Source organism: Stenotrophomonas sp. MYb238, from assembly GCF_009496535.1.
Classification (GTDB): domain Bacteria; phylum Pseudomonadota; class Gammaproteobacteria; order Xanthomonadales; family Xanthomonadaceae; genus Stenotrophomonas.
In genome coordinates, this window is record NZ_WIDL01000023.1 from 24029 (window position 1) to 35843 (window position 11815).

Genomic DNA, 11815 nt, shown 5'->3' on the forward strand with positions numbered 1-11815 from the left:
ATGGCCGATGGTTTTGCCAACTCTGGCCGCATGCGTCAGGAAGTTGTGGCGATAACCTTCCGAATTCTTATGGAAAGCGGAACGAAGAAATCACGAATCCGGTTTTCCCAACAGCGGCAACCACTTGAGGACGCCGAGCAGGGCCTGCGAGGGTGCCTGCGGCACCGGCATCACCCCGATGTCGGTGCCGTCGGCCACGGTCAGCGCCATATAGGCCGCACTGCCGTCGGGCGCCATGCTGAACCCGTTGGTCGCGCTCGACGCCCTGGCTTCCAGGCAGCGCGGCGCCTGCGGCGCATCCAGCCGGCTCAGCTGCACGGAACAGCCCGCGTCCTGGTGCAGGTAGGCGACGGCGCCATCGCCGCCCAGGGCCCACGTGCGGAAACGCCAGCGGGTCGGCACATCCTCGCTGACTTCGCGAAGGCTGGCGGGCGACAGACTGGCGTCGGCCGACCACAGCCCGCCTCCTGCCAACCGGGTGAACAGCACGCGCTGGGCCCGGCGGTCGTAACGCACCTGCGAGACGCCCGCCACCTGGGCCAGGCGTCGCCAGGCGCCGCCGCCGCTATCGTAGAGCGCCAGGGTCGCCGGGCCGCCCGCCTGACTGCCGATCACGAAGAAGGTATCGGGCGAGGGCCCGTAGACCGCCTGCAACGGCTCGGACAGCGGGATGGACAAGCGCTTCCACTGCCCCTGTTCCGGCGCCACCTCGTAGATCCCCGGACGCCCGGCGTCATCGCGCCCGCTGACCAGCACCCGTTCGCTGTCGGCCGACCAGTCGGGGGACTGCCGCGCCTCCGGGCGCAGGTCCTCCACCGGATGCAGGGAGCCGTCCTGCCCCAGACGCGCCCACCACAGCGCGAACGCGCCGGACCGGCTCGAGGTGAAAACCAGTTGCTGGCCATCGGGCGCGATCATCGGCTGCGCGTCGCGTCCGGAGGACGCGAACAGGCGCTCCTTGCGCTCGGGATGATCGAGCGGAATGCGGAACAGGCCGAACTGCGGCGCGCGGTGCACGAAGGCCAGCACCTTGCCCATCCCCGCCACGCTCGGGCTCTGCGCATCGTCCACGCCCAGGTCCTTCAGCAGGCCGGTGCGCAGGTCGACCTGGTACAGCCTCGATTCGCTGTCCACGCGCCGGCCGAATACGATGGCCTCGTTGTCCAGCCAGCCCCAGCCGCGCATTTCCGCACTATCGGACGTGATGCGGCGCGCACCGCCCCCGGCGGCGGCCATCACCCACAGGCCGCCCAGCTGCGGGTTGCGTACGAAACCGAGCTGGCGACCGTCGGGCGAGAACCGCGGCGCATAGTCGAAATCGCCGTCGCCCCTGTCGTATTCCAGCGTCGTCCAGCGGCCCGTCGCCAAGTCCAGGGTGCGGATCCCCGGCGCTCCGTGATGGCCGGTCATCGAGCCGAACACCAGCCCGCGACCGTCGGGCGTCCAGTTGAAACTCAGCATCTCCGCGCCATCGCAGGCGGTGACGCGCCGGGGATTGCCGCCGGTGGCGCCGATCACCAGCACCTCGCAGCCGCCGCCCGGGTGGAAACGCGCGTAGGCGATCTCGCGCCCGTCGGGCGACCAGGCCGGAAAACGATCCAGCGCGCCGGCCGGCGCTTCCACCAGCGTGGCCGAGGTCGCGCTGCCGGTGCTCTGCACCTTCAGCGTCGAACCGCCGTCGCTCTCGTCGGCGTAGGCAACCAGCGCGCCATCGGGCGACAACGCGGGAAACGTCCCGAACCCCTGCCTCGCCGTGATCAGCCGGTACGGCCGCTCCGGGCTGCCGATCACGCCCTTGCCATCGGCCGTCGCCGCATCCAGCGCGGTTTCCCTTTCCGGCCGCTGCCACAACAGCCAGGCCATCGTCACCGAACTGCACAGCAGCAACAGTCCGGCCGCCAGCAGCAGCCGACGCCTGGCCCGGCGCCAGAACCCGGTGCTTCCGCGGGAACCGGCATCGGCGGGCGAAGCCGGCACCGGCGCAGCGGAGGCATCGCCCTCCGCCAGCGCGGATCCGGCGGCCTCGGCCTGGCCGGCGTCCGCCGCTGCCTGCGCGGCAGCCCACGTCACCGGGGCCAACAGGCGATAGCCGGTCTTGGCGATCGTCTCTATGTACTCCTGCCCCTGCTGGAACGCGCCGCCGGCCGAAAGCGCCTTGCGCAGCTGCGTGACCGCCTGGGTGAGCACGTCGTTGGTCGGCAGCGTGTCGGGCCACACCTGCGCGAAGAGTTCGTCGCGGGTGACGACATCGCCCGCGCCGCGGGCCAGCACCAGCAATACGCCGATCGCCTTGGGCGTCAGCCGCGCCGGCCGCCGCGCGCCGGGCGCATGCACTTCGCGCGAGGACAGGACGACCAGGCAATCGCCTATGTGCAGGCGGTCAGTGGGGGAGAGGCCGCTATCGATGATTTCCATGCCGGTCAGGGAGTGAATCGCTGGTGGCCGCATCCTGAGCCTGCCCCTGGAGGCGCTGCCGCCAGTGAACCGCCAAATTCCGCAAATGGCGTCAACGCAATGAGCAAATGTTTCGAAGCGCGGCGATATTAGCCTATGGAAGTTGCCTGTATAGCCATGCGGGTCGACACCAGGCTCTCTCTCGCCGACGCAATGCACATAATCGATTCAGAATTCGCGCCCTAGGGCGCGATTTTTTTATCTCTCATTCATTTTGCGGCTCACGGCGCATGCTCCGGCTTGAAGCGGGAAGCCTCGCAGCACGCAGCGCATGACGCTCCGGTGCAGTCATGGACAAGGCAGCGATGCGATGCCTGCCAGTGGATTTCAAAAAGCTGAAGAAAAAATAAACGGAACGTTTCCGGCTTGGTGACCACGGCTCGGACACGCCGCGATGTGCGCGTCAGCGCATTGCAGGCTGCCGACGTGGAGAGAATGAATCCCGCCACGCCGCCGCACGATCACTCCACGCGGTACACCTGCGCCCCCTGCGCGCGGAACTCTGCCGACTTGTCCGCCATGCCGGCCGCGAGCGCGGCCGCCTGATCGATGCCCTGCGCGGCGGCGTAGTCGCGCACGTCCTGGGTGATCTTCATCGAGCAGAAGTGCGGGCCGCACATCGAGCAGAAGTGAGCCAGCTTGTGCACTTCCTTCGGCATCGTCTCGTCGTGCATCGACTGCGCCTTCTCCGGGTCCAGGCCGAGGTGGAACTGATCCTGCCAGCGGAATTCGAAGCGCGCCTTGCTCAGCGCGTTGTCGCGCACCTGCGCGCCGGGATGGCCCTTGGCCAGGTCGGCAGCGTGCGCGGCGATGCGGTAGGCCATGATGCCGTCGCGCACGTCCTGGCGGTCGGGCAGGCCCAGGTGTTCCTTCGGCGTCACGTAGCAGAGCATCGCCGTGCCGTACCAGCCGATCATCGCCGCGCCGATGGCGCTGGTGATGTGGTCGTAGCCCGGCGCGATGTCGGTGGTCAACGGACCCAGCGTGTAGAACGGCGCCTCGCCGCATTCGCGCAGCTGCTTGTCCATGTTTTCCCGGATCAGCTGCATCGGCACGTGGCCGGGGCCTTCGACCATGGTCTGTACGTCGTGCTTCCAGGCGATCCGGGTCAGTTCGCCCAGCGTCTCCAGTTCGCCGAACTGCGCCGCGTCGTTGGCGTCGGCGATGCAGCCCGGGCGCAGCCCGTCGCCGAGTGAGAAGGCCACGTCGTAGGCCTTCATGATCTGGCAGATGTCCTCGAAGTGGGTGTAGAGGAAGTTCTCCCGGTGGTGCGCCAGGCACCACTTGGCCATGATCGAGCCGCCGCGCGAGACGATGCCGGTGACGCGCCCGGCGGTCAGCGGCACGTAGCGCAGCAGCACGCCGGCATGGATGGTGAAGTAGTCCACGCCCTGCTCGGCCTGCTCGATGAGCGTGTCGCGGAAGATTTCCCAGGTGAGGTCCTCGGCGCGGCCGTCGACCTTCTCCAGCGCCTGGTAGATCGGCACCGTGCCGATCGGCACCGGCGAATTGCGCACGATCCACTCGCGCGTCTCGTGGATGTGCCTGCCGGTGGACAGGTCCATCACCGTGTCGCCGCCCCAGCGGATCGCCCAGGCCAGCTTCTCCACTTCCTCGGCGATGCCCGAGGACACCGCGCTGTTGCCGATGTTGGCGTTGATCTTGGTCAGGAAGTTGCGGCCGATGACCATCGGCTCGCTTTCCGGGTGGTTGATGTTGTTGGGCAGGATGGCGCGGCCGCGCGCGATCTCATCGCGCACGAATTCCGGGGTGATGATCGCCGGGATGGCGGCGCCGAACGCTTCGCCCGGATGCTGGCGCAGCAGGGAAGGCGCGTCCGCGCGCGGGCTCTCCAGCAGCGCCTCGCGCAGCGCGTCCAGGCGCTGGCTCTCGCGGATGGCGACGAACTCCATTTCCGGGGTGACGATGCCGCGCCGCGCATAGTGCATCTGGGTGACGTTGGCGCCGGCGCGCGCGCGGCGCGGCAGGCGGCGCGCGGGAAAACGCACGGCGTCCAGCTTCGGGTCGTGCTCGCGGCCGCGGCCGAACGCCGAACTCAGGCCGTCGAGGCGTTCGCTGTCGCCGCGTTCCTCGATCCAGCGTGCGCGCAGCGCCGGCAGGCCGGCGGAAAGATCGATGCGCACGTCCGGATCGGTGTACGGGCCGGAGGTGTCGTACACGGTGAGCGGCGGGTTGTGCTCGCCGCCGAACAGGGTCGGCGTGCGCGTCAGCGCGATCTCGCGCATCGGCACCCGCAGGTCGGGGCGCGAGCCGGCCACATGGATCTTGCGCGAGCCGGGAATCGGCCGGGTCACGGATTCGGAGAGTTGCTGCGCCTGCTGCTGCAGGGCGGAAAGCGGTGCGTTCATCGGCGTCGTCCTGTTGGAGGCCTGCACGGATGCGCGGGCCGGACGAAGCGAAGGCGCACCGCCGCAGGCGCGTGGACGCACCTTGGGCAGGCGTCCGCGCGACCGGGCGGTACGAAGCTTCCCTACGCCGGTATCAACCGGATCAGGTTCCAAGGGACTGTCTCAACCGCGGCGCCATGGCCGCGGTACCCCCGCTTCGGGCGGCATTAGAGCATGAAGCCGGGAGCAATGGCACCGGCCTCCAACAGCGCGCGTGCAGGAACTCGCCTGGTGCAGGAGCGCATTTCAGTGCGCGAGGGAGCCGTCCCCTCTGGGCCTTGGGGCATGGACGCACGAGCTGTTGCGGGAAGGCCTGCATGCAAGCCCCATCGCGCACTGGAGTGCGCTCCTACGGGCATTCCACGGTGGAAGCGTGAAGCCGGTTCTAACGGAACCGTGACATCCCTTTCAGTAGGATGCGCCGCTGCCGCATTCATGCACGCCCCGTGCCGGCCCTCCTTCCGCGTCCGCTCGTGGCCGGTTCCGCTGCAAGCCCTGGCTCGCTCCCCATCCCCAGATCGGAGAAGCTCCTCCATGGTGTTTCGTGTTTCCATCGCGCTGGTCGCCGTCCTGGTGCTGCTGGCCGGCGTCGCGCCCGGCCCCTTCAACGACGTCGTGCAGAGCGTGCTGGTCGAGGTCGTGCGCAGCGTCGGCTGGCTGTACCTGCTGGTCGTGTTCCTGACGCTGACCTTCCTGCTGTACCTGGCGCTCGGCCGCTTCGGCAACCTGCGCATCGGCGGCGAGGACGCCGAGCCGGATTTCTCGCGCGCCAGCTGGCTGGCGATGCTGTTCGCCACCGGCATGGGCATCGGCCTGGTGTTCTGGGGCGCGGCCGAGCCGATCTCGCATTTCGCCAAGCCGCCCGAAGGGCTGGCCCCGGAGAGCGTGGACGCCGCGCGCGCGGCGATGCGCTACGCCTTCTTCCACTGGGGCCTGCACCCGTGGGCGATCTATGCGCTGATCGGCCTGGCGATGGCCTGGTTCCAGTACAACCGCAACGGCCGCGGCCTGATCAGCGACATGCTGCAGCCGCTGATCGGCCGCCATCACCGCGGTGCCGTCGGCAGCGCGGTCAACATCGCCGCGGTCGTGGCCACCGCGATCGGCGTGGCGACGACGCTGGGCTTCGGCACCATCCAGATCGCCGCCGGCCTGCAGCGCGTGTTCGGCATCACCGCCACGATGCCGGTGCAGCTGACCATCATCGTCATCGCCTTCGTGCTGTACATGGCCTCGACCCTCAGCGGCGTGGACCGCGGCATCAAGTGGCTGTCCAACTTCAACCTGCTGCTGGCGGCGCTGCTGCTGGCCGCGGTGCTGGTGCTGGGTCCCACCGGCTTCATCTTCGATACCTTCACCACCACGCTCGGCGCCTATCTCAACCAGCTGGTGACGATGAGCCTGCGCATGTCGCCGTTCTCCGGCAGCACCTGGGTGGCGGACTGGACCATCTTCTACTGGGCCTGGTGGATCGCCTGGGCGCCGTTCGTGGGCGCGTTCATCGCACGGGTGTCGCGCGGCCGCAGCGTGCGCGAGTTCGTCGTCGGCGTGGTGCTGGCGCCGACCCTGCTCGGCTTCCTGTGGTTCTCGGTGTTCGGCGGCAGTGCGTTGTGGGCGCAGATCACCGGCCATGCCGACCTGCTGCAGGCCCTTGGCAGCGGCTACGAGACGGTGCTGTTCGCCCTGTTCGACAGCCTGCCCGGTTCGCTGCTGCTGTCGATCATCGCGCTGGTGCTGCTGGTGATCTTCTTCGTCACTTCGGCCGACTCGGCGGTGCTGGTGCTGGCCAGCATGTCCACCGACGAGGCCGGCGACCCGCCGCTGTCGCGCAAGGCGGTATGGGGCGTGGCGGTGGCGCTGATCGCCGCGGTGCTGCTGCTGGCCGGCGGACTGGACGCGCTACAGGGCATGATCACCATCGCCGCGCTGCCGTTCGCGCTGCTGATGGTGCTGGTGATGATCTCGCTGTACCGCGTGCTGGACCTGGAATACCAGCTCGAGCGGCGCCGCGCGCAGCGTGCGCGGCATGCCGTGCAGGACTGGATCGAACGCGAGATGGCCGCGCAGGAGGAAACCCGCGCCGAAACGGCGCGGGCGCAGGAACGGGACTGAGGTCCCACGGACCGCGCCGCTCGCAGGGTTGCGCAGGCCGCCCCCGCAGAATGACGCCCCGCCACGCATCGCTGCGTGGCGGGTGCCGCATCAGTAACCCGCCGCCTGCCCGTCCTTGCGGCTTTCCGACGCGCCGTAGTACACGCCGGTTTCGGGGTCGCGCATGATCGCCTGGTAGCCGCCGTACGGGCCGTCGGCGAACACCACGCGGTGGCCCTTGCGCATCAGCGCGCGGATCGTTTCATACGGGAAGCCGGTTTCGAGATTGACCTCCCCGCCGTCGCTCATCGCCGTGGACCGCCCGGTCGGTTCGGTCGAACCCTCGTGCTGGATGCGCGGCGCGTCGCCGGCTTCCTGCAGGTTCATGCCGAAGTCCACCAGGTTCATCACGATCTGCGCATGGCCCTGCGGCTGCATCGCGCCGCCCATCACGCCGAAACTGGCGAACGGCTTTCCATCCTTGGTGATGAAGGCCGGGATGATGGTCTGGAACGGGCGCTTGCCCGGCGCATAGCCGTTGGGATGGTCCTTGCGCAGCACGAACATCTCGCCGCGGTCCTGCAGGATGAAGCCCAGCCCCGGCGGCGCCATGCCGCTGCCCATGCCGCGGTAGTTGGACTGGATCAGCGAGACCATCATGCCGTCGGCGTCGGCCACGGTCATGTAGATGGTGTCGCCTTCCTCCAGCTGCTTCGGCGTGCCCGGCTGCGCTTCCTTCAACGCCTTGTCCATCGCGATCAGCGCGCGCCGCTGCGCCGCATAGTCCTTGGAGATCATGCGCTGCACCGGCGCGGGCGAGAACGCGGGATCGGCATAGAAACGCGCGCGGTCGGCGAAGGCCAGCTTCTTGGCCTCGACGAACAGGTGCACGTGCTCGGGCGAGCCGAACGGGATCTTCGAGAAGTCGTAGCCTTCCAGGATGTTGAGGATCTGCAGCGCGGCGATGCCCTGGCTGTTCGGCGGCAGCTCCCACACGTCGTAGCCGCGGTAGCTGCTGCTCACCGGCTCGACCCATTCGCCGTGGTGGCTGGCCATGTCCTCGTAGCCCAGGAAGCCGCCGCTGGCCTTGAAATAGGCGTCGATGGTGCGGGCGATGTCGCCCTTGTAGAACGCGTCGCGGCCGCCGTCGGCGATCTTCTGCAGGGTGTCGGCCAGGTTCGGGTTGCGCCACAGTTCGCCCTTGCGCGGCGCGCGGCCGTCGATCGTGAACTGTTCCCTGAAGCCCGGGTACTGCGACAGGCGCGGCACCGAGCGGTCCCAGTAGTAGGCGATCACCTCGGCCACCGGATGGCCCTGCCGCGCATAGCGGATCGCCGGGGCGAGGTTGTCGGCCATCGGCCTGCGCCCGAAGCGCTCGTGCAGGGCGAACCAGCCATCGACGGCGCCGGGCACCGATACCGGCAGCGGCCCGGTGGCGGGGATCTCCTTCAGCCCGCGGCGCTGGAACTCGGCCAGGGTGAGCGACTTCGGCGAGCGGCCCGAACCGTTGTAGCCATAAAGCTTGCGCGTCTTCGGGTCCCAGACGATGGCGAACAGGTCGCCGCCGACGCCGTTGCCGGTCGGCTCCATCAGCCCGAGCGCGGCGTTGGCGGCGATCGCCGCGTCCACCGCCGAACCGCCGGACTTCATCGTGTCCAGCGCGATCTGCGTGGCCAGCGGCTGCGAGGTCGCCGCCATCGCATGCGGCGCGATCACTTCCGAACGCGTGGCGAAACCGGGCCCAGTGATGCGGTCGGCGGCGTGCAGGGCCGGGATGGCGAGGCAGGACAGGAGCAGCAGCGGAAGGCGTTTCATCGGAAGACCGCGGACAGGGACGGACCCGGACGATAACCGGGCCGCCGGTGTGCGTGCATCCCGCGCCCACCGTACGCAGCCGTGTCCATCGCCGTCCCCGCATGGCGCGCCCGCCACGGGAAGCCCTCCTGCGCCACCACTCACGGCATTCCCGAAGGCGGGCCGCGACGCGCTCTTACGTTCCTCTTACGCCGGTGTCCTATCAAGGTGCCCGAAACAACACACGCCCGGCGGAACCTCCGTTTCCGCCGGGCAGCGCAGGTTTCCATCAAAGGGGCAATCCAATGCAAATGTCTTCCAAGCGCCGCCAGGGCGGCTTCACCCTTGTCGAAATGGCCGTGGTGCTGGTCATCATCGGCGTGATCATCGGCGCGGTGATGATCGGCCGCGACGTACAGCGCAACGCCGAGTACACCCGCATCAAGCAGAAGTTCGTCGACCAGTGGGTGGTCACCTACAACAGCTACCACCAGCGCTATGGCGCGCCGATCGGCGACAACCAGTCCGCGCCGCAGCTGATGGTCAATGGCGCTCATTTCACTGGTTTCTCCGGCGGCGACATGAGCAAGAACGCCACCGAGCCGTCGCTGATCTGCTCCGGCGCCGGTGACATACCCAAGGACGTGGGCCGTAGCAAGGAAACCACCGCCGAATTCGATCTGCGCGACCTGGTACGCAAGGCTGGCATCACCCTGCCGCCGGGCCGCGGCGAGGGCAAGGAAGACCGCTACGCCTACCTGGACACCAACGGCAATCCGCAGGAAATCCGCATCTGCTTCGGCTGGAACAAGCCCGGCAGCGCCTACGGTTCGGGCAACTCGATGATCATCACCGGCCTGACCCCGGACCTGGCCCGCGCACTGGACCAGATGATCGACGGCAAGCCGGACGCCGGCAACGGCGCGTTCCGCCAGTACATCACCGGCCTGACCCGCCAGGCGACCAATGCCGGCGGTGCGACCGATGCCACGAAAATCGGCACCGAGTGGGGCGGCAACAACACCGGCTCGATGAGCGCCACCACCGAAGGCAGCAAGTTCGGCTCCGCCACCGACGACGACCAGGTGATGACCGTCGTCGCCAACTACAAGATGAACCAGTAAGCCGATGCGTCCCTTCTTCCTGCTCGCGCGCCTGCGCGATTCACGCCGCGCCTCGCTGCTGCTGTTCGCCGCCACCCTGGCCACGCTGGTGGTCGCGGCGATCTGGTTCGTCAACGCGCGCTCGGCCCTGGCCGATGCCTACCAGAGGCTGGGCGAACGCAACCAGTCGCTGTCCGAGGCGAAGGTGCGCGAGCAGGAAACCCGGCTGCGGGTGGATTACGCCAATTCCTCGCGCCAGTTGCTGGCGTCGGCCCGTACCCATGGGCTGGCTCCGGACATCTGGGGCGAACGGCTGATCAACCTGCGCCAGAGCCAGATGAGCCGCGAAGAAGCGCTGCCCCTGCTCGCCACCGTGCAGCGCGCGCCCGACCGTCTGTTCGGCGCCGAAGCCTTCGAGATCGCCGTCACGCATCCGGACGAAGGGCTGTTCGATCCGCCCGACAGCGCCGACCGCAAGCCCGCGCCGCTGTCGCTGACCCTGCGCGGCAGCCTGTTGTTCCAGACCGCCAACGATCCCGGCCCCCATCAGGGAACCTCTTCGCCATGAGCCAGCTTCACGTCATCCAGCAGCAGGGCCAGTGGCTGGTATTCGATGGCCGCAACGTGTCGCGCAGCGACAGTCGTCCGCGCCTGCAACGCTCGGCCGTGGTGGTCAGCGATTTCGAGAATGCGATCAGCAATGTCATCTCGCTGGAAGGCAGCCCTTCCCATGCGGTTGCGCTGATCGAAAAGCGCCTGCGTTCGGACGGCCTGATCGACAGCGAAAGCAAGATCCTGATCCACAAGACCCGCGGCGTCGGCGCCGGCTACCAGACGCTGTTCACCGCTGTTCCACTGGACCTGTGGCAACAGACCTACGCCTGGGCCGAGGCGCAGCCGGACCATTGCCTGCTGATCCCGTTCACCTCGCTGCTGTTCAAGTCGCTCAGGCCCGGCCTGGGACTGGTGCTCCAGTCCGGCCGGCAGGTCAGCGTGCTGGCCGTGCTCAAGCACGACATGGTCTATCGCACCGCGCTGGCCTACAGCGAGGTCCCATCCGACCTGGCGATGACCGTGGGCGCCCTGGCCGAGCAGTTCGCCGAGGACCTGGGCAACGGCGAGGACAACCTGGAGCCGCTGTCGATCCAGTGGTGCCCGGTGCTGGTCCGGCAGCCTGGCGAAGGCGGGTCATGGGCGGACGATGATCTGCGCGAAATCTTCTCCGCGCGCAGCGGCCTGCCGGTGACCAGCGTACCGCTGCGGCAGGTGGTGGACGAGCACGGCAATGAGTACCGCAGCGGCATCGGCTGGATCCAGTCCATGGCCAGCACGTCGATCGCGGTCAATCCGCTGGGCAGCCGCATTGCCTGGTTCGCCGAAGGGGCCTTGCCCATCGCCAGCGCGGCGTCGCTGGTGTTCGCGATGATCCTGGGCGCGCTGGGCGCGCGCTGGGCGCTTGGCGCACGCGAGGCCAACGTGCGCTCGGACCAGCTGAGCGAGGAAATCGCGGCGATCGAGCGACAGATCGACGGCCTGCACGCGCGTGAAGCGGTGCCCGATGACTTCCCCGCTACCCAGGCCTTCATCGAACGTGCCGCGCGCCTGCAGAACGGTGCCGACCCCAGTGCCAGCCTGGTCCTGGTGCGTGATGCCGCAGCCGGCCAGGTACGCATCCTGCGAGTAAAGCTGGAGGAGCCAACTGCGCAGGCGGCGCAGGGCATGCCTGCCGCGCAACCGGCGCCGGCGGCCGACGGCTACACCCTTCGCGTGGACGGTGTCGCCGATGCCTGGCGCGGCACGGCCGGCATGCAGGTGCCCACCTTCGTCGAACGACTGCGTCGCGCCGGCTTCGATCCGCAACCGGTCGATCCGCAGGGCGGCGGGCTCAACACGCGTTCGGCCGGCGGCTTCTTCTCCTATCTGCTCAAGAGCCCGCTGTCGCAGGCCGCGGAGTCGCGTCCATGA

Annotated in this window: 7 protein-coding genes and 1 riboswitch; of the genes, 4 read left to right on the forward strand and 3 right to left on the reverse strand. The window is 68.5% G+C overall.

The features are described 5' to 3' along the window. Window positions 1-90: 90 nt before the first annotated feature. Window positions 91-2415, reverse strand: coding sequence for a winged helix-turn-helix domain-containing protein (locus CQ393_RS14615; RefSeq protein WP_153192416.1), 2325 nt, complete (start codon window positions 2413-2415; stop codon window positions 91-93). A 500-nt stretch (window positions 2416-2915) separates the two neighbouring features. Then, window positions 2916-4823 carry a phosphomethylpyrimidine synthase ThiC gene (thiC, locus tag CQ393_RS14620; protein ID WP_153192418.1) on the reverse strand — a complete coding sequence of 636 codons (1908 nt, stop codon included), beginning with the start codon at window positions 4821-4823 and terminating at the stop codon, window positions 2916-2918. A 101-nt stretch (window positions 4824-4924) separates the two neighbouring features. After that, a riboswitch (TPP riboswitch) is annotated at window positions 4925-5026 on the reverse strand. 370 nt (window positions 5027-5396) lie between these two features. On the opposite strand from thiC, the gene CQ393_RS14625 reads away from it, so the two are divergent. Further along, entirely contained in the window at window positions 5397-6974 is a 1578-nt protein-coding gene (locus CQ393_RS14625; protein ID WP_153192420.1) for a BCCT family transporter, read from the forward strand. A 90-nt stretch (window positions 6975-7064) separates the two neighbouring features. On the opposite strand, the gene ggt is transcribed toward CQ393_RS14625, so the two are convergent. Next, on the reverse strand, window positions 7065-8768 hold the full coding sequence (ggt, locus tag CQ393_RS14630; protein ID WP_153192422.1) for a gamma-glutamyltransferase: 1704 nt from the start codon (window positions 8766-8768) through the stop codon (window positions 7065-7067). A gap of 290 nt (window positions 8769-9058) precedes the next feature. Between ggt and CQ393_RS14635 the strand changes: the two genes are divergently transcribed. The 3 genes from CQ393_RS14635 to CQ393_RS14645 are packed head-to-tail and all read left to right on the forward strand — an operon-like array spanning window position 9059 to window position 11815. Continuing rightward, window positions 9059-9871: a prepilin-type N-terminal cleavage/methylation domain-containing protein gene (locus CQ393_RS14635; RefSeq protein ID WP_228114590.1), complete on the forward strand. Its 813-nt coding sequence runs from the start codon at window positions 9059-9061 to the stop codon at window positions 9869-9871. A gap of 4 nt (window positions 9872-9875) precedes the next feature. After that, window positions 9876-10418, forward strand: coding sequence for a hypothetical protein (locus CQ393_RS14640; protein WP_153192426.1), 543 nt, complete (start codon window positions 9876-9878; stop codon window positions 10416-10418). Then, a complete protein-coding gene (locus CQ393_RS14645) occupies window positions 10415-11815 on the forward strand; it encodes a hypothetical protein (RefSeq protein ID WP_153192428.1) in 1401 nt (466 codons plus the stop codon). The genes CQ393_RS14640 and CQ393_RS14645 overlap by 4 nt, the downstream gene beginning before the upstream one ends.

Excerpts from the sequence above, each read along its gene's own strand:
- CQ393_RS14625 (WP_153192420.1), top strand. The coding sequence starts at position 5,397 with ATGGTGTTTCGTGTTTCCATCGCGCTGGTCGCCGTCCTGGTGCTGCTG.
- ggt (WP_153192422.1), bottom strand. The coding sequence starts at position 8,768 with ATGAAACGCCTTCCGCTGCTGCTCCTGTCCTGCCTCGCCATCCCGGCC.
- CQ393_RS14615 (WP_153192416.1), bottom strand. The coding sequence starts at position 2,415 with ATGGAAATCATCGATAGCGGCCTCTCCCCCACTGACCGCCTGCACATA.
- CQ393_RS14635 (WP_228114590.1), top strand. The coding sequence starts at position 9,059 with ATGTCTTCCAAGCGCCGCCAGGGCGGCTTCACCCTTGTCGAAATGGCC.
- thiC (WP_153192418.1), bottom strand. The coding sequence starts at position 4,823 with ATGAACGCACCGCTTTCCGCCCTGCAGCAGCAGGCGCAGCAACTCTCC.
- CQ393_RS14640 (WP_153192426.1), top strand. The coding sequence starts at position 9,876 with ATGCGTCCCTTCTTCCTGCTCGCGCGCCTGCGCGATTCACGCCGCGCC.
- CQ393_RS14645 (WP_153192428.1), top strand. The coding sequence starts at position 10,415 with ATGAGCCAGCTTCACGTCATCCAGCAGCAGGGCCAGTGGCTGGTATTC.